The sequence below is a fragment of the Sodaliphilus sp. genome (assembly GCF_045598405.1).
Classification (GTDB): Bacteria; Bacteroidota; Bacteroidia; order Bacteroidales; family Muribaculaceae; genus Sodaliphilus; species Sodaliphilus limicaballi.
Map to the genome: position 1 here is coordinate 1 of NZ_JAZLLZ010000046.1, position 18,935 is coordinate 18,935.

At 53.8% G+C, this 18,935-nt stretch carries 15 protein-coding genes; 14 read left to right on the forward strand and 1 reads right to left on the reverse strand.

Going from position 1 to position 18,935, the window contains the following annotated elements; all coding sequences use genetic code 11:
• Positions 1 to 527 precede the first annotated feature (527 nt).
• From ACKI3C_RS04170 to ACKI3C_RS04225, 12 genes are all read left to right on the forward strand, one after another.
• Positions 528 to 1,358 carry a 1-acyl-sn-glycerol-3-phosphate acyltransferase gene (locus tag ACKI3C_RS04170; RefSeq protein ID WP_407402351.1) on the forward strand — a complete coding sequence of 277 codons (831 nt, stop codon included), beginning with the start codon at positions 528 to 530 and terminating at the stop codon, positions 1,356 to 1,358.
• The gene (locus ACKI3C_RS04175) at positions 1,355 to 2,323 is read left to right on the forward strand and encodes a GNAT family N-acetyltransferase (protein ID WP_407402353.1); all 969 of its coding nucleotides are present in this window, start codon (positions 1,355 to 1,357) and stop codon (positions 2,321 to 2,323) included. The genes ACKI3C_RS04170 and ACKI3C_RS04175 overlap by 4 nt, the downstream gene beginning before the upstream one ends.
• 3 nt (positions 2,324 to 2,326) lie before the next feature.
• Positions 2,327 to 3,883: a hypothetical protein gene (locus tag ACKI3C_RS04180; RefSeq protein ID WP_407402355.1), complete on the forward strand. Its 1,557-nt coding sequence runs from the start codon at positions 2,327 to 2,329 to the stop codon at positions 3,881 to 3,883.
• Positions 3,883 to 4,323: a lipocalin-like domain-containing protein gene (locus tag ACKI3C_RS04185; protein WP_407402357.1), complete on the forward strand. Its 441-nt coding sequence runs from the start codon at positions 3,883 to 3,885 to the stop codon at positions 4,321 to 4,323. Before ACKI3C_RS04180 ends, ACKI3C_RS04185 begins: the two co-directional genes overlap by 1 nt.
• Positions 4,324 to 4,449: 126 nt before the next feature.
• Positions 4,450 to 5,859 (forward strand): hypothetical protein, encoded by a 1,410-nt coding sequence (locus ACKI3C_RS04190; RefSeq protein ID WP_407402359.1) that lies wholly within the window; start codon positions 4,450 to 4,452, stop codon positions 5,857 to 5,859.
• 192 nt (positions 5,860 to 6,051) lie between these two features.
• Positions 6,052 to 7,452 carry an OprO/OprP family phosphate-selective porin gene (locus ACKI3C_RS04195; RefSeq protein WP_407402361.1) on the forward strand — a complete coding sequence of 467 codons (1,401 nt, stop codon included), beginning with the start codon at positions 6,052 to 6,054 and terminating at the stop codon, positions 7,450 to 7,452.
• Positions 7,453 to 7,509: 57 nt separating this feature from the next.
• Positions 7,510 to 8,316, forward strand: a complete 807-nt coding sequence (locus tag ACKI3C_RS04200) for a lamin tail domain-containing protein (protein ID WP_407402363.1) — start codon at positions 7,510 to 7,512, stop codon at positions 8,314 to 8,316.
• An 84-nt stretch (positions 8,317 to 8,400) separates the two neighbouring features.
• Complete coding sequence (locus ACKI3C_RS04205; protein ID WP_407402365.1) at positions 8,401 to 9,042, forward strand: hypothetical protein; 642 nt, start codon at positions 8,401 to 8,403, stop codon at positions 9,040 to 9,042.
• Positions 9,043 to 9,072: 30 nt separating this feature from the next.
• A complete protein-coding gene (locus tag ACKI3C_RS04210) occupies positions 9,073 to 9,543 on the forward strand; it encodes a CYTH domain-containing protein (RefSeq protein WP_407402367.1) in 471 nt (156 codons plus the stop codon).
• A 75-nt stretch (positions 9,544 to 9,618) separates the two neighbouring features.
• Positions 9,619 to 11,247 carry an SLC13 family permease gene (locus ACKI3C_RS04215; RefSeq protein WP_407402369.1) on the forward strand — a complete coding sequence of 543 codons (1,629 nt, stop codon included), beginning with the start codon at positions 9,619 to 9,621 and terminating at the stop codon, positions 11,245 to 11,247.
• 116 nt (positions 11,248 to 11,363) lie between these two features.
• Complete coding sequence (locus ACKI3C_RS04220) at positions 11,364 to 12,815, forward strand: hypothetical protein (protein ID WP_407402371.1); 1,452 nt, start codon at positions 11,364 to 11,366, stop codon at positions 12,813 to 12,815.
• A 106-nt stretch (positions 12,816 to 12,921) separates the two neighbouring features.
• Complete coding sequence (locus ACKI3C_RS04225; protein WP_407402373.1) at positions 12,922 to 13,800, forward strand: hypothetical protein; 879 nt, start codon at positions 12,922 to 12,924, stop codon at positions 13,798 to 13,800.
• A 17-nt stretch (positions 13,801 to 13,817) separates the two neighbouring features.
• On the opposite strand, the gene ACKI3C_RS04230 is transcribed toward ACKI3C_RS04225, so the two are convergent.
• On the reverse strand, positions 13,818 to 14,687 hold the full coding sequence (locus ACKI3C_RS04230; RefSeq protein ID WP_407402375.1) for a LysR family transcriptional regulator: 870 nt from the start codon (positions 14,685 to 14,687) through the stop codon (positions 13,818 to 13,820).
• 158 nt (positions 14,688 to 14,845) lie between these two features.
• Here ACKI3C_RS04230 and ACKI3C_RS04235 point away from each other — a divergent pair, with 158 nt between their 5' ends.
• Both ACKI3C_RS04235 and ACKI3C_RS04240 read left to right on the forward strand, forming a co-directional pair.
• Positions 14,846 to 16,348, forward strand: a complete 1,503-nt coding sequence (locus ACKI3C_RS04235; protein ID WP_407402377.1) for a succinate CoA transferase — start codon at positions 14,846 to 14,848, stop codon at positions 16,346 to 16,348.
• A gap of 156 nt (positions 16,349 to 16,504) precedes the next feature.
• Positions 16,505 to 18,619 carry a prolyl oligopeptidase family serine peptidase gene (locus tag ACKI3C_RS04240; protein WP_407402379.1) on the forward strand — a complete coding sequence of 705 codons (2,115 nt, stop codon included), beginning with the start codon at positions 16,505 to 16,507 and terminating at the stop codon, positions 18,617 to 18,619.
• The last annotated feature ends 316 nt before the right edge of the window (positions 18,620 to 18,935 follow it).

Consider the following 18,935-nt stretch of genomic DNA (forward strand, 5'->3'; position numbering starts at 1 on the left):
TATCTCCCACTGAGTCCATAGAGATTGGTTTTTACTGAAAGAAATTAAAATAATTAGAATAATTTCTTATTCAGTTAAATCAGAGCAATCTGTTGTAACTATACTACAATAGATTTTTTTTGCAGATTCCACGCGCGGATCTCACATGATTTTGTAATGAGAGGCTGGAAGCCGACACGCAGAACGCAGTTCTGCACATAACCCTGTCCTAACTGAGCGCAAGCGAAGGCAGGGCAGGGTAAACGCGATACACTATACTGCGGTTGAAGACCGCTACCTTGCACGTTTCGAGGTAGCGGTCTTCAACCGCGCGTTTTGTCATACTTCACCCCCCACCGGCAGCCCGCAGGTCTGCGACCAGCGGTTAACCAAAGTTACGACCTCCCTGAGGTCTAAAAAATCCACAAAATATATATTTTCAATGAAAAAATCAGTGAGTTCAGTGAGATCCGCGCGGGGAGTTCTATTGCTGAATAGTTACGTTCATTTGTATTCTTTGTGAAAAAGTTGTAACTTTGCAAGTTACAATGAGCGACGAAGTGCTGAAAATAGATGTTGACGCTGTGTTGCGCAATCGTGCGGCACGCTATTACCGCCTCATCCCTGGCTGGGTGGTGAGGCGGCTTGAACGCACTGTGCATCAGGACGAGTTTAATGACATGCTGCGCCGTAGCCATGGGCTGACTGGCGTGGAGTTTGCGCAGTTTGTGCTCGATGAGCTGGACATCAAGGTGCATGCCACTGGCATGGAGCACCTGCATGCGGGCCAGCGTTATGTCTTTGTGGCCAACCACCCGCTTGGCGGTCTCGACGGCCTTGCGCTCATCTCGCTCGTGGGCAAGCGCTATGACGGGCGCATACGTTTCCTGGTCAATGACTTGCTCATGGCGGTGAAGCCCCTGGGCGACGTGTTCCTGCCCGTGAATAAGTTCGGCCGTCAGTCGCGCGAGGCTGCAAAGCTCATCGACGACGAATACCGCGGCGACAAGCAGATGCTCACGTTCCCGGCGGGGTTGTGCTCGCGTCTGATGCCCGACGGCACCGTGGCCGACCTCAGGTGGAACAAGCATGTGGTGATGCGCGCTGCGAGCGACAAGCGGGATGTCGTGCCTGTGCATGTAGATGCGCACAACTCGCGCTTCTTCTACCGCCTAGCGCAGTGGCGCAAACGCCTGGGCATCAAGTTCAACATCGAGATGCTGTATCTGCCCGACGAGATGTTCAAGCAGCGCGGCGCAACGCTGCACATCACCGTGGGCAAGCCCATTGCCTGCGACACGCTCGACACTGCCCATCCGCTCGACCAGGCTGCCCGCCTGCGCGACATTGTGTATAACTTAAAAAACACCGCACTATGAATGAAACCGTTATTGATGCTGTAAACCCTGCCCTCATCGAGGCCGAGCTCACCGAGGAGCGCTTGCTGCGCGAGACCAACAAGGCGGGCAACCTCATCTATGTGGTGGATGCCCACTGCGCGCCACACACGATGCGCGAGTTGGGTCGCCTGCGCGAGATTGCGTTCCGTGCCGGCGGCGGTGGCACAGGGAAGGCGTGCGACATCGACGAGTTTGACACAATGGAGGTTCCCTGCAAGCAACTGCTGGTGTGGAACCCCGACAAGCGTGACATCGTGGGGGGCTACCGCTTCATCATGGGCAACGACATGGTGCGCGACGCGGGTGGCGACTTGCGCATTGCTATGTCGCACATGTTTAAGTTCTCACAACGGTTTATCGACGAATACCTGCCCCGCACCATCGAACTGGGCCGCTCGTTTGTGAGCCTCGACTACCAGAGCACGCGTGCCGGCAACAAGGCACTCTATGCGCTCGACAACTTGTGGGACGGCCTGGGTGCGCTGAGCGTGATCCACCCCGAGATTGAGTATTTCTTCGGCAAGATGACGATGTATCCCAGTTATGACCGCGAGTGCCGCGACCGCCTGCTGGAGTTCCTGCGCATTTATTTCCCCGACCGCGACCACCTGGTCACTCCCATAGAGCCATTGAGCGGCGTAGCCCCCGGAGGAGACAGTTTCTTCAAGGGCGATGATTTCAAGGCCGACTACAAGGTGCTCAACGCCTTCATTCGCAAGCACGGCATCAACATCCCGCCGCTGGTCAACGCCTACATGGCGCTGTCGCCCACGATGAAGGTCTTCGGCACTGCCATCAACCACGAGTTTGGCGAGGTGGAGGAGACAGGCATCTTCATCAAGATCAACGAGATAGCCGAGGGCAAGAAGAGCCGCCACATCGACTCGTTCAAGACGAGCTTGTATTACCTCAAACGTTATTTAGCATATAAACTGAAACTATAAGATATGAAGAAATCTCTCATAATCACCATGCTTGCTGCCGCTGCACTCACTGGTGTGGCGCAAGACTCAACGTCGGTACACTACGAGGCGGGGGCAGTAGTCAACGCTGGCAGCGGCGACATGGCTCCGCATTACATCATGGCCAACCAAGAAGGCATGTTCACACAGCCCAACTCGACTCTGGCTGTTGGCAAAGTGTATCGCAATCTCGACACCAGCCACCGCCTGTCGTGGGGTGCTGGCATGACCCTTGTGGCAGGATGGAGTTCAACCGCCAACTATGCAACGTGGGTCGATGGCCTGGGGCTGCTATATAACAATCCCCAGCACCCGGCTCGCGCCTGGGTGCAGCACGCATATATCTCTGGCAAGTACCGCGGCGTGTTTGCCACACTGGGACAGGCTCCCACGCCCGAGTCGGCAATCGTGAGCAACGAACTCGGCAGCGGCGACCTCACCCGCAGCGGCAATTCACGCCCCATGCCCGGGCTGAGAGCGGGGTTCGTTGATTTCCAGAACATTCCCCTGACCAAGAAATGGCTACAAATCAAGGGCGAGGTGGGCTACTACAAGGCAATGGACAAGAACTGGATCAACAACCACGACAACCGGTTTAACCACTTCACCACCACTGGCTACTGGATGAACTACAAGAACCTGTACTTGCGCACCAAGCCCGACCAGCGCGTTGCGTTCACCGTGGGTATGCAGGCGGCTTGCCAGTTTGGCGGCACACGCGTCGTGCGCGAGAACGGCAAGGTGACCGAGACCATCAAGCAGAAGGCCAATGCCGAGGCGTTCTTCAAGGCGCTTATCCCCAGCAGTGGCGGCAGCGCGGGCGACAACAACTACTACGAGGGCAACCACCTAGGCTCGTGGGATGCGGCACTTGACGTGAACATTAACCGCGACAACAAGGTGCGCCTCTACTGGCAGTCGCCCTGGGAAGACGGCTCGGGCATAGGCAAGCTCAACGGCTTTGACGGCCTCTACGGTATTGAGTATTGCAATTTGGCCTGGGGCTCACACCTTAGGGGCATCGTTGTTGAGTATTTTGACTTTACCAACCAGAGCGGCCCCATCCACTATGCTCCCAGCGACCACGAGGGCACACCTCTCACCGAGAAGGCTACCGGTGCCGATGACTACTACAACAACTATGCCTTCAACGGCTACCACCACCTGGGCATGAGCATCGGTTCGCCCATGATACAGAGCCCCATTTACAACCTTGACGGCTACACCCGCTTTGCCGACAACATGATGCGCGGCTTCCACGTGGGTGTGCGCGGTGACATCGACCGCTTGGGTCTGTGGCAATATCGCGTCATGGCATCGTACCGCAAGTCGTGGGGAACACCGTTTGTGCCCCGCATCGAGCCGGTCACAGCCACTTCGCTCATGGCCGAGTGCCAGTGGCATGCCCCCGACGACAGCAAACTGAATGGGCTCTCAGCCAGCCTGCGCCTGGCAATGGACCACGGCACTCTCACTGGCAACAACGTGGGTGCACAACTCGTGGTAAAATATAGCGGAAACTTCACTTTAGGCAAGAAATAATGATGAAAAAGACTATCTATACACTCGTGATAATGGTTGCATCGATGCTCGCAATGACATCGTGCACACACAACAACGGCGACATAGGCCTGTGGTTCGGCACATGGCACGTGGAGCAGGTCGATATGGACGGCAGTCCCATTGACGGTTACATGGGCAACAACTTCTTCCAGTTCCAGAGCACGGTGTTCCAACTGCGCTACACCGATGAACTGCACACCGAGATGCAGACCGTGGGCCGCTGGGAAGACCTCGGCAACGAGATTAACGTCACCTTCCCCGACGAGCGACTCGTGTGGGTGCACCTCTATGGCATCGACATGAGCAAGGACGCCGTGAACCGCTTCAAGGTGGAGTCGCACAGCGGCAAGGACCTCGTGCTCACGCTGCCTTCGACCAACGGCCATACCTATCGCTACCACCTCAAGAAATGGGGGTGATAAGAGATTAAAGATTAGAGATTAGAGATTAGAGATTAAAGATTAGAGATTAGAGATTAGAGATTAGAGATTAAGGATTAAGGATTTTTTCGATATTTCGATTTTTCGGGGTTCTTTTTTAGAATTATGTTCCGTTATTGCTACATAGGGTTGTCGCTTGTTGCGATTGTCGTTGCTGTTATCACGGTGAATGCCTTTGGCTTTGCCGATGGGCTTGGCATCGTGACGTCGCTTGCTGTTGCCTTTGCGCTGCCCTACGCTGTGGCAAGGCGATGCTCGTGGTGGTCGCCGGGCTCCGCAGTGGCTTTGTGCGCTGTGTCGCTCATCCTGGCAGCAAGCGCCATCGACTATATGTGGTCGGTATCGCTCGGCAGCGGCGCCACGCTCGAAATGCCCGCACTCAAGAGCGACCCAAGCAGCTATTACAGGTGGGCGCTGCACCACTACGACGGACGTTGCCCCGAACCCCTCACCACATTTTTCGGTTTCCCGCTCATCATCTTGGCGCTATGGAAAGTTCTGGGCGTGAGCATCGTGTGGCCTGTGGCAATGAACATGTCGCTCACAATCACAGCCATCGCCATGAGCGGAGGCATTGCCGCCAGGCTGGTCAAGGGACGCACCCGCATGAAGCCTGCCACGGCTGCCACGATGGCCATCTCGCTGATGTGCCTGCACGGATTTTTCCTGTCGCAAGGCATTGTAATCCTGAAAGAAGCACTCATCTATGTGTCCATGACCATGATAATGCTGGGCCTGCTCATCTTGCAAGACGAAGACACCCGCCGGCGCACAGCCATGGGTATAGCCCTCTATGCCGGGGCATGTTTTATCCTCGCGCTAGTCAGGGCCAAGTATATCAACTTTGCCGCCTTCGGCATTGTGCTGCTTGCCCTCACCCGCTGGCGCGACCGCAAGCCCGCGCTGGCAATGCTGGTGGGCATCACTGGCGCCACCTGGCTGCTGGGCATGGCATGCTCCACCACCTACAATGTGTCGCAACAGGTTGATAACGTGGTGGGAGGCGCAGCAATGACACAGTCGTTTGGCGTGTCGGACGACAACGTCCATTCCATCTATATGGGGTGGGAGGACGGATATTTCTACCTGCCCGTGTGGAAAAAACTCCTTTTCCTGCCTTTTAACTGTGGCATCCAGTACATCATCCCGTTCCCGTGGCGTGCCGAAGATTGCACATGGCAATCCATATTTCCCCGCATCAGGGTGGGATGGTACTTGTGCGGAGGCTTTAGCATCGTCTATTACCTGCTGGTGTCGTGGCGCAAGAAACTGAGTGTGGGCATGGTGGCATGGTGGCCCGTGGTGTGCACCATGGCCATCGCCTACATCAGTGCAGGCGGAGTGAGCCGGTACATCTTGCCCTTCCAACCCATGTATCTGGCACTGGCAGTTTATGTTATCGCGCTTATTTACAGTAACCTTCACCGCCGTGTCTTGCTGTGGGGATATGCGTTCTACCTTCTTATGCTTGCCGCAGCCCTTGCCATGGGCTACTTGTTAAGCTGCAATTTTTAGGTTACTCGCAATATTTTCGGCATGATAAATCACATAAATTACAATTTGCACACTCTTGGCTCCTTTTTTAATAGATAAAATCAATCAAAATTATTTTGGCAAATAGAAAATATAATATATCTTTGTGCTGTTAATTACCAAAAAAAACAAATTACTTAAAAAATTCAATAATACTTAATTAATTTAACGACAATGAAAAAAAGTATCTTATTACTTTCTGCTGCAGCTCTTGCCCTGAGCGCAACTGCACAGAACGAAGAGAACGAGGCCGTTGAGTACAATCAGTATGGTCAGAAGGTAGAGTCACTTCCCGCTCAAGCATCATTCCAGGATGGTGTTATGGTATTCCAGAACAAGAATCATGGTTTCAAGATGTGGTTTGACACCCGTGTACAGGTTGATGCAGGATTCTACTTCGGTGGTCCCGAATGGACTAAGGACGAGAAGATCGACGGTAAGCTTAATGCTGACCACATTGGTAACGGTGCCACACTGCGCCGCACACGCTTTGCTGTAAAGGCTCAGCTCGGTAAGAGCTGGTATGGTGAGATTGATGCCGACTTCACTCGCGGTACATTTGAGCTCAAGGACGCGATCGTAGCTTTCACAGGTGTTAAGGGTCTAGAAATCAAGGCCGGTAACTTCAAGGAGAACTTCTCTATGAACCGTAACAGTACTTCACGTTACCTAATGTTCATGGAACGTCCTATGGTTACTTACCTGGCTCCTTCACGTCACCTTGGTATCAATGCCACTTATGAGAATCCCTACGTATGGGGTGCATTTGGCGTATTTGGTCCCGAAGTTGAGGGCGAAACACTCCAGACACTCTCGGAGGATGCTAACAAGGCTGGTCAGAGCGAAGGTCTTTCTTACACTGGCAAGCTCGTTCTTCGCCCCTTCGGAGGCAAGGGTGACCTCATGCTGCACGTGGGTGGCGCATTCTCTTACCGCATGCCCAAGACAACTGCCGAGGAAGGCTACCGTTGCGTGCGCTACAGCACTCGCAACACCACATCAATCAACCGCAAGAAATATGTTGACACCGACGTAATCACTGGCGTAGATCACGAGGTTGCTTACACAGCCGAGGTTGCTGGTCTCTACAAGGGTCTCCGTTTCGAAGGTGCTTACATCGCTCGCGGTGCTTATCTCGACCGCACAGTTAACGACAAGGACACACAGTGGTTCGACGGTTGGTATGGTGAGGCTTCTTACCTCCTCTTCGGTGGTAAGCAGAACTACGACGCAGGTGGCGCTAAGTTCACTCGCATCACTCCGGGCAAGAAGTGGGGTGACCTCGAGTTCGCAGTTCGCTACCAGACAATCGACCTCAACTCTAAGGACTACTACGGTGGTGCATCTAGCATGTGGCAGTTTGGCCTCAACTTCTATCCTCACAAGAACGTGAAGCTCGTTATGAACTACGGTCTCGTAAACAACGACCGCTATGCTAACGGCAAGGGTAAGCTCCTCGTGGGTTATGACGCTGATGGCAAGCCCACCAAGGACTATACCAAGGTTGTTGACGCTAAGGGCAAAGCTGGTGTTGACTACCAGCAGCTTGAGTTCCGTGCTCAGATCGCTTTCTAATCAAGAGCATAAACGAGATTTCCACATTATAAAAATATAAAACAATAGAAATATATTATGAAAAAGATATTATCAATTGTATTACTTGCAATCGCTGTTCTTTCATTAAATTCTTGTGTAAAGGACGAACCCTATCCCTACGCAAGCGTAGCTGCCCCCAGCACCGACGATGGTTACCTCAAGGGTAAAGAAACTGTAGTTGAGGCTAAGGTATCGGCTCTCGTTGACGTTGAGAGTGTAACTCTTAAGTATGCTACCGACGGCAAGACATTCAAGGATGTTCCCATGACTCTTAGCGGCAAGAACTATGTAGGTGCTATTCCCGCACAGGCCGATGGCACTGAGGTTACTTTCTATGTAGTTGCTAAGACAGTTGCTGGCAAGGAAAGCGAGTCGGCTAAGGCTAAGTTCGTTGCTGGCAAGGAGAAGGTTAGCTACAAAGGTCTCGTACTCAACGAGCTCAACGGTAGCGACAAGTTCATCGAGCTGTACAACGGCAGCGACAAGGACATCGACCTCACTGGTGTTAAGATGTATAAGGATGCTGTGGGCGAGACTTTCGATGGCGAAACTTGGGTTGGCAGCATGACTATCAAGAAAGGTGAATACCTCGTGCTGTGGACAACTGGCACTGCCGATATCGATCCCGCTTACATCTTCAACAGCGGTCTCTCAGGTAAGAAGGCTGTTCGCATCACTATCTGCGACCCCGACGGTAAGGTTATCGATGACTTCAACACTTCAAACTCTGTAGATTTCAAGGGTTCAATGGGCCGCAACGCCGATGGCAAGTGGTATTATCAGGATACTAAGAGCCCCGGCGCTAAGAACGTTGACGGTACCGAGCTCCTCCCCATGCTCTAAAAAAAACAGGTTGCGCCTTGTCTCATTATCACGAGGCAAGGTGCAATCCAAATAATATAATTTATCTATAAACAGATTTATATCATGGCTAAAGAAGAAATGAAGATTGGCGAGATTTCTAAGCCTCGCTTTGAGTTCCGTAGTTTCGGTCAGTGCTTCTGCGATGCACACAAGCGCATGGCACGCCTGTCGGTTCCCGTACCCGAGAAGGTGTGGGAGCGCGAGAGCGACGAGATTTACATCATCTCACGCACTAACGACATCAACAACACCAAGATACGCGACGGCAAGATGGACATCAAGACTTATGTTCAGACTGTTGACGGCCTGGAGCAGTGGAATCCCCTCATGAAGGGTACATTCCCTATCAGCAAGGAGGTTCTTGAGAAGGAAGTTTTCCCCGCATTCATGGTAGAGATGCCCGCCCTTGACAAGGACGAGTACACCTACGACGAGTTCATCGCCATGGTTAAGGCTTGCCCCGACCTGGCAGCAGTGCGCGTGCACAAGCAGCGCTTCGGCTACATGGTGAACGACACCATCTGCGAGGTGGGCAACGTGCTCATCAACGGTGCTAAGGTGGTTACCATCAATAGCGAGTCAACCGAGATCGAAGACATCAAGAAGACTCTCGCCGACGTGGGTCTTGAGGGCGTTGAGAACATCAACTACCTGCAGGCTATCAAGCGCGTAATCGGCATGAGCGACAAGGAACTTGCTAACTAATTTTCACACTTAACTAAATCAAAATTTATCATGGCACAAGAAATTGAAAGAAAGTTTCTCGTAAAGGGTGACTTCAAGGCCGAGGCTTTCAAGGAAACTCGCATCACCCAGGGTTATCTTAGCTCAGTACCCGAGCGCACAGTGCGTGTGCGTGTTAAGGGCGACAAGGGTTTCATCACCATCAAGGGCATAGGCAACGCCAGCGGCGCGTCTCGCTTTGAGTGGGAGAAGGAAATCCCCGTTGAGGAAGTGCGTTCACTGCTCGAACTCGCCGAGCCCGGCGTTATCGACAAGACCCGCTTCCTGGTAAAGGCTGGTGAGCACACCTTTGAGGTAGATGAGTTCTACGGCGACAACGAGGGTCTCACAGTAGCCGAGGTTGAGCTCAGCGACGAGAACGAGGCATTTGACAAGCCCGCTTGGCTGGGTGAGGAAGTTACTGGCGACGCTAAGTACTTCAACTCTATGCTCATGAAGAATCCTTATAAGAACTGGAAGTAAACTATTTTTTTGCATACGCATTTTTCTTTGTGGGCTACAACAGGATTGTAGCCCACTTTAAAACCAATCTATATTATGTCTGACTTAAAGGAAACCAGCAGGATAGCACAAGGGGCTTTTGACCCGCTAGATATGAACAACTACCGCGCCGAGAAACTGCCCAAAATGGAGAAATCTTCGTTTGAGAAGTGGCTAGCCCGGCTAGGTGGTCCTCTTGCCATACTGGCATTTGTGCTGATTTATTTTCTGCCCATCGGCTTTATCGACAATCTCGACTTTGCCACCCTCGGCGAGTCGGCACTGAAACGCCTCAAGGAAATGGGCGACGGCGGCAATGATGCCTTCATCACTGCCAACCACGCCATGCTGGGCATCTTTGCAGCAGGCATCATCTTGTGGATTACCGAGGCCATCCCCAACTACATCACCTCGCTCATCATCGTGTGCGCAGTGGTGGTGTTCGGGGTTACCAGCCAGAAGACAGCTCTGGCCCAGCTGGGTCACAACGTGATGTGGCTGAACATCCTGTCGTTTGTGCTTGCCAGCATGCTAGTCAAGACCCGCTTTGCCAAGCGACTTGCACTGGGCTTTGTCATCAAGTTTGGCAAGAGTGCCAAGGGCGTGCTCTGGAGTTTCCTTATCATCAACATCATCTTGTCGCTCTTCATCAGCGCTACCACCGTCAAGGCAACCATCATGCTGCCCATCTTCATGGTAGTGTGTGCCATCTACGGCGCATCGCAGGGCAACCGCAACAACTTTGGCCGCAACCTTGTGCTCCAAAACCTCTTCCAGGTGAATCTAGGCGCTAGCTCGTTCCTCACCGGTTCGGGCGCCAACCTGCTCGCCATCTCTCTCATCGTGGGTGCCACTGGCGCCTACACCGACATGAGCTTCGGCTATGCCGACTGGCTCATGGCAATCACCCCCGTGAGCCTGCTCATCCTGATAATAGGCGTGCTCATGGGCATGTATGTGTTCTTCCCCATGAAGAAGGAGGAGCAGGTACCCCAAATCGAAGGCGGACTCGACCGCCTGAAAGACGAGCTTCACGCTCTGGGCCGCATGAGCTTCGAGGAGTGGAAAGCAGTGTCTATCTTTGTGCTCGTGCTCTTCCTGTGGGTCACCAAGGGCACTTTCCATGAAATTGACGAAACCATCGTTGCACTCATCGGAGCCATTCTCGCGCTTCTTCCCGGCGTGGGCGTGGTGAAATGGAACGATGTAGATATACCCTGGCACCTCATGCTGTTCTCGGCTGGAGCCTACACCCTGGGTAGCGGCCTCAGCGCCACCGACCTGCCCAACACTATGGTCAACGCTGCCCTCGACGGCATGGGCCTGGGCACCGACACCCCCTACTGGGTGCTCTACACCCTCTTCACCGGCATCATGATGTTCTCGGCACTGGTGTTCCAGAGCAAGAACGTGCGCGTGATGGTGTTTGTTCCCATTGCCCTGGGCGTGGAGCAGCGTTACCAGCTGCCCCCCATGTCTATTGCACTGCCCATGGCAATGCTCATCGAGCACGTGTATGTGCTGCCGTTCAACAGCAAGCCCGCCGCACTACTCTACAACACCAACCATTACAGCATGGTAGATTCGTTCAAGTTCGGCTTTGCCATGATGCTCATTTCGTGGGCACTCGTGCTGCTGTGGGGCGCAACAGGACTCCACTGGCAAGGCATCACACCAGGGTTTTAATGGGGATTAGAGATTAGAGATTAGAGATTAGAGATTAGAGATTAAAAAGAATTTTCGAAATATCGATTTCTCGAAGTCCCTTTTAAACCCTTAAACTCTTAAACTTTTAATTAAAAATGATTGAGGTTAACACAAAGATTCACGACAACTACTCTATTGAGTTCAAGACGAGTTTTGTCACTCGCCGCAAACTGAAAAACAACGATTTTTCGGCCTACATGTGGTTCTTTGTGCCTAATAGCCTCGACATCAACAAGGAAACCTACCCCAAGAGCCAGTTCTACCAGGACATCAAGAGCAATGTGCGCCTCATCACCCCCAAGTTCCTGCTTCACGACATCGTGAACGGCGACGCCATTCCCTTGTGCAAGCTGCGCGACGCATTCAGCGCGCTGGCATCGGCTCCCACACGCACTGCTACTCGCGAGTATGAGTACCAGATCAAGATGTTTGCCGCCATCACCCACAGCGCTGCACGCGACGCATGCAACTACATCATGCACCACAACGGGCACCCCGAGGAGACCAGCCAGTTGTGCCAGAACTATGTGAAGGACTACACCACAGTGCTGCGGCAATACCGCGAATTGCGCCTGGTCATCAGCCAGCCCACCATCACCGACGAGATGATGAGCTACTACCGCTATGGCGACGAGTACCTGAGCAACATGATGCAATATTACTGCACCGCATTGCTGGCCCACATGCACAACAAGGGCATGAGCGTTGCACCGCTGCAACAGTGCATCACGGCCGAGAACCGCTATCGCGACAGCCGACACTACGCCAACCTCAAAGAGGACGACCCCAAGGGGAATCGCAACGTGGTGTTCCGTCACAGCGTGCTCAAAAAATATGTGGATAGCGACCTCTTCCTCGACGTGCCCAAGAGAAAAGACGGCAAGTTTGTCGAGCAGCTCTACCTGGGCATCGCCGCCGGCCTGGCTATGATGTTTGCCACGGTGGTGAGCTTCCACTTCCAGCAGCTCTTTGGCAACTTCACCCTGCCATTCTTCGTGGTGCTTGTTATCAGCTACATGATCAAGGACCGCATCAAGGAACTCTCGCGCTACTACTTTGCCCACCGCATAGGCAGCAAGTTCTTCGACAACAAGGCCGACATCCTCATCAAGGACGAGAAGATAGGTTCTATCAAGGAAGGCATGGACTTCATTTCGAGCAATAAGCTGCCGCAGGAAGTGAAGCGGGTGCGCTACACGCAGCGACTAATTGAAGCCGAGAACCGCGTGAGCGACGAGAATATCCTGCTCTACCGCATGGCTGTGCACATCAACCGCGACAAGCTCAACGGCACCAACGCCTATGAGACCGCCGGCATCAACGACATCATACGCTTCAACGTCAACACCTTCCTCAAAAAGGCCGACAACCCGCGCGTGATGAGGCAGGTGATGCGCAACGACGGAACCGTGGGCAAGGTGATGTGCGACAAACTCTACTACGTCAACATCGTGCTGCAACTTGCCTACGACGGAAACACCACGCTGCAACGATTCCGCGTGGCAATCAACCGCGACGGCATTCATTCCATCGAAGAAGTCAAGTAAAGCGGGCTCCTCACAGAACCCTCCTTAAAGAAAATTACATCATTTTCTTGCTAGTGTTGCATAATTGATGTACTTTTGCCTAACAAACACAAAAGACATCCCACACATGGACGAGATAAGACAAGACTTGCTTAACCGAGTGAGACAGATGGAGAAGGACGGTGTAGTCACCGCCCGCCACGCCCGTGAGCTCAAACGATTTATCTTCAGCGATGCCGGCCACACACCCGACGAAGTCGAGGCACTTCTCAACGCCGAAGAACCCGTGCAGCAACCCGAGCCCGAGCATGAACCAGAACCAGTCCCCGAGAACCCGGAAATTCTAGAACCGCTAGAAAATATAGAATCTCAAGAAGAACCAGAACCGCTAGAACCGCTAGAAAATCTAGAAAATATAGAATCTCTAGAAGAACCAGAACCGGAGGAAGAACCGGAGGAAGAGCAAGAAGAAGACCAAGAAGTCCCCCAGGGTCGCAGCACTGCCGTCAAGGCGGTGATAGGCATCGTGGCGGTCGTGGCACTCTACTTTGTTGCTGCTACTGCCGTGCACTTCACCGAGCCTCACTTCAGTTTCTGGCCTTACACTGCACCCGACGACGACATCGAGCAGCAAGACAGCATCGCGCCCCCCAGCAGCAAGGCCACCAACCTCAACAATCAGGACAAGGCAACCGCACAAGACAGCACAGAGACCACTGCCAACGGGCAAGATGACGCTGCCGCCACTAGCAACAGCTATTACAATCCTGCCGACGTGTCTAGCGCCTACACCGAGTACGCGCCGCCTGCTGGCGAGACTGTCGCCGAACCCGAGGCCGAAAAACCTGTGGTGAAAACCGAGGAACCCGCAACAGAGGCAAAACCCGAGGTCGCCGAGAAAACCGGCGCTGTGCCCCCTCCCCCTTCACGCAGCAAGGGAAGCGTGCCTCCACCGCCCAAAAAGAAGACGGCAACAGGCAACGAACCCATTCCGTCTAGTTATTGATTCACTTGATTGCGTCACTACCCAACCACCAGCGACGCGGGGATGATTTTACGGAGCACGGCAAGCATGCTATCAATGAGAAGCTGCTTGCCGCTCACGTTTTTCAGATATAGCGAAATCGTGCGGTAGGACTTCTGGGCAGCGTCTATTTCCACGACATTTCTACGCTGGGCCTCGGAGAGGTAGCGCAGGTGCATGTGCGGTATCACCGTGGACCCTCCCACAAGGTCAACCATGCGGACGAGCTGCTCCACGCTTGTGGCCTCGTAACTGTGGTGAACCCTAGCGTCTCCCACATAGTTGACATAGGTGTTCTCACGCAGGCTCAACGCTTCCTTCATCACCCACAAGAAGTCATTCCTCACGTCGTCGCGCTTCACCGTATATACTTCAATGGGCTCGACGTAAAGCGGAATCTCCTTGATGCCCTTGCGCGTGTGTCCCGACAGGCCGATGCCGGCATCGATGCTGCCGTCGAGCAGAGCATTGATGAGGCTCGACACCTTCATGTCCTTGACCATCAGTTGCACGTCGGGGTATTCATGCGTGTAGGCAGAGATAAAGTCAGGCATAATGTAGGGGGCAATCGTGGGACCTATCGACAGTTTCAGCTCGCCCGCCACGACACCTCTCTCCTCGTCGATCACGCCATGGATGCGGTCGGCATCGGCCAGAGTCTTCTCGGCCAGTTTTATGATTTTCTCGCCCGCCGCAGTGGGCACGACGCTTTTTCTGGTACGCTCAAAGATGCGCACATCAAGTTCCGTTTCCAGTTTCATGAGCATAGCGCTCAACGTGGGTTGGGTCACCGAGCAGGCCTCAGCGGCGCGGGCATAGTTGCGGTATCGGTTCACCGCCACCACATATTTGAGTTGCTGAAGGGTCATCTTTTGTTTGTGGGATGGTTTTCAACTGCAAAATTACTCATTTTCCCCGAAGAAAGAAACACAACAACCAGTTTTGCGTTTGCGTTGTCGCAAAAAAGTTGTAACTTTGCATCGCTAATTAAACCGCAACTACAAAAAAATAAAAACTTTATAACGTAATGATTTATCCTATCATGTCGGCTGCCGAGGCTGCCGAGTTTGTAAAAAATGGCGACAATGTGGGTGTATCAGGCTTCACAATCCCCGGTAACCCCAAGGTTGTTCCCGCAGCAGTAGCTGCCCGCGCACGTGCAGAGCACGAGGCTGGCCGCGAGTTCAAAATCAACTTGTTCAGTGGCGCATCTACCAACGACTACACCGATGGTGAACTGTCACGCGCCCATGCACTCAACTTCCGTGCTCCCTATCAGTCACTCGCCGAGGTGCGCAACCGCATCAACGCCGGTGAGGTACACTACAGCGACCGTCACTTGAGCGAGATGGCACAGGAAGTGCGCTACGGCATGTATGGCAAGATGGACGTTGCCATCGTTGAGGCACAGAGCATCACCGACGACGGTGAGATCGTGCTGGGTACCGCAGTGGGCAACAGCCCCACATGGCTGCAGCTTGCCGAGAAGGTCATCATCGAGATCAACGACCAGATTCCCGAGTCAATCCACGGTCTGCACGACATCTACGTGCCCCTGGATCCTCCCTGCCGCCGCGAGATCCCCATCTACAAGCCCAGCGACCGCGCCGGCTCACCCACAGCTCATGTTGACCCCAAGAAGGTCGTTGCTGTGGTCAAGACCAGCATGCCCCTGGGTATGCCTGGCGGTTTCACTCCCCTCGACGACACCACCCGCAAGATCGGTGAGAACGTGTGTGCGTTCCTCGCCAACGAGATCAAGGTGGGCCGCATGCCCAAGGAGTTCCTCCCCATCCAGAGCGGTGTGGGCAACATCGCCAACGCAGTGCTCGAAGGCCTCGAGGCTAGCACCGAGATTCCCGCATTCCAGGTTTACACCGAGGTGATGCAGGACACCTTCGTCAAGCTGCTCAAGAGCGGACGTTGCCAGTTCGTCAGCACTTGCTCGCTCACTCTGTCACGCGACACAATGATGGACTTCTTCGACAACATCAAGGACCTGCACGACAAGGTGCTCATGCGTCCTGCCGAGATAAGCAACCACCCCGAGATTATCCGTCGCCTGGGCGTTGTTTCAATGAACACCGCTATCGAGGTAGATATCTTCGGTAACGTCAACTCTTCACACGTGAGCGGTACCCGCCTGATGAACGGTATCGGCGGCTCGGGCGACTTCACCCGCAACGCCTATACCTCAATCTTCCTGTGCCCCTCTATCAAGAAGGACGACTGCATCAGCACCGTGGTTCCCATGTGTACCCACATCGACCACACCCTCCACTCGGTTGACATCATCGTTACCGACCAGGGCGTAGCCGACCTGCGCGGCAAGGATCCCATCCAGTGCGCTCACGAGATCATCGAGAAAGTGGCTCATCCCACTTATCGTCCTCTCCTGCGCGAGTACCTCAAGCTCTCAAAGGGCGGCCACGTGCTCATGAACCCCAACCTGGCACTGTCGTTCCACAGCGCCCTCGCTGCAACCGGCGACATGCGCAAGACCGACTACTCGCACTACCAGGTTGACTAATCGCACGACGATTAAGACATAATTATCACACAGTGCTGCTCCCTGGGAGCGGTGCTGTGTTTTTTTATGCTCTAGAAAGAAATGTCCTTTTTTTCATATTGCACTTCGCAATAAATTGAGTAATTTTGTGGCGGGAAATAAATAAAATTTTTAATGATTATGAAGAACTTTATCATGTGCACTACTCTTATTGCCGGGGCTTCGATGGCCCAGGCCCGCACTATCGATTATCCCGACGCCCGCCGCGTCGATACTGTTGACACCTACTTCGGCACCGAGGTGCCCGACCCTTACCGCTGGCTCGAGGACGACAACAGCGAGGAAACAGCACAGTGGGTAAAGCAGCAGAACAAGATAAGCCACGACTACTTGTCGCACCTGCCCGGACGCGCCGACGTGAAGAAACGCATCACCGAACTGGCCAATTATGAGAAAATGGGCACTCCCTTCAAGGTGAAGGGCAAGTACTACTTCTTCAAGAACAACGGCTTGCAGAATCAGAGCGTGCTCTACGTCAAGGACACGATGGACGGCGAGCCTCGCGTGGTGCTCGACCCTAACACCCTCTCGGAGGACGGCACCGTGGCTCTGCAACAGACCAACTTCAGCGACGACGGCCGCTACATGGCATATGTGATAACCCGTAACGGCAGCGACTGGAACGAAATCTATGTCATCGACCTCACCACAGGCACGCTGCTCGACGACCACATAGTGTGGGCCAAGTTTACCGATGCCCAGTGGCTGGGCGACGGTTTCTTCTACAGCTGCTATGACGCGCCCGAGAACGCCAAGAGCCAGAAGAACGAGTTCCACAAGGTGTGCTACCACAAGCTGGGCACGCCGCAGGAACAGGACTATGTGGAATACCGCAGCATGACCGAGCCTCTGCTCTTCTACCAGGCAGCCGTGATCGACGAGCGCTTTGTGTGCATCCTTGAGACAGGCGGCGAGGGCAACGGGTTGCTGGTCAAGGACCTCAAGGACGTGAATCCGCACTACGTGCGACTGGCAGCGACCGACGGCCTGTACAACGAGCCCATCGGCGTGGACCACGGCAAGCTCTATGTGAAGAGCAATGCTGGCGCTCCGTGCTGGAAGGTGGTGTCCTACGACATCGACAACCTGCGCCCCGAGAGCCGCAAGGACTTCATCGCCGAGCGCGAATGGGTGCTTGCCGACGCGCAGCTGGCAGGCGGCAAGTTCATCGTGACCTATGACCGCGACGCCTCTAGCCACCCCTACGTGGTGGATGCGCAGGGCAAGATAGAGAAGGCGCTCCCCCTGCCCACGTTTGGATCGGTGGGCATCTCCTGCAAGAAGAAGGACAGCGAGGTGTTCTACAGCTTCACCAGCTTTGTATATCCCACAGCCGTTTACCGCTATGACCTTGCCACCGGCGAGTCGAGCAACGTGTTCTCGCCTGCCGTGCCCATCAAGCGCGACGACTATGTGACCGAGCAGGTGTTCTTCGCCTCAAAGGACGGCACCCAGGTGCCCATGTTCCTCATCTACAAGAAGGGGCTCAAGCGCGACGGCAAGCGTCCGGCTCTGGTTTATGGCTACGGTGGTTTCAACGCCAGCATGAACCCAGCCTACAGCTACACCCGCACCCCGTTTGCGATGCTTGATGCGGGCGGCGTGTATGCCTACACCAATCTGCGAGGCGGCGGCGAGTATGGCGAGAAATGGCACGAGGCAGGCACAAAGATGCAGAAGCAGAACGTCTTTGACGACTTCATCGCAGCTGCCGAGTGGCTCATAAAGGAGAATTTCACCTGCAAGGGCAAAATAGCTATCAACGGGGCCAGCAACGGCGGCCTGCTCGTGGGTGCCGTAGTGAACCAGCGTCCCGACCTCTATGGCGCGGCAGTGCCTCAAGTGGGCGTGATGGACATGCTGCGTTACCACGGCTTCACCATCGGCTGGAACTGGGCTCACGACTACGGCCGCAGCGACGACTCGAAGGAGATGTTTGAGTACCTCAAAGCCTACTCTCCGCTGCACACCATCAAGAACGACGGCACCAAGTATCCTCCCATCCTCGTCACTAGCGGCGACCACGACGACCGCGTGGTGCCTGCCCACTCGTTCAAATACACAGCGCAGCTGCAAGCCAGCAACACGGGCGATGCGGTGAAGATAATACGCGTGGACACCAATGCCGGCCACGGCCACGGCAAGCCCATGAGCAAGGTCATCGAGGAATATACCGACATCCAGACCTTCATCATGCACAACCTGGGCGTGAAATACAAATACAGGAAGTAACCGGGTATCTCTGTGCCTTCTATAAAAACAAAACGATAAGTAGTTGAAAATCAGCATTTATTTTTGTAGCAAGGGACTAAAAACACCGCTTCGCCGAAAAACAATATTTTTATATTTTCAGCTTGTTTTCAGTGTATTTCAAGCGCAGCGCCTCTACCCAGACACGAACTAACTCAACTTTAGCATGTGAAACCATTTGAGCTTCACCTATTTGCTCCGATTAGCGTCCTGCTGGACGCGGTGCATGTTGCATTTCTTCCCCCACCGCCACTTCGTTCGGCGGTGGGGGTTATTCAGGTATTGTCCTGCCGGACAA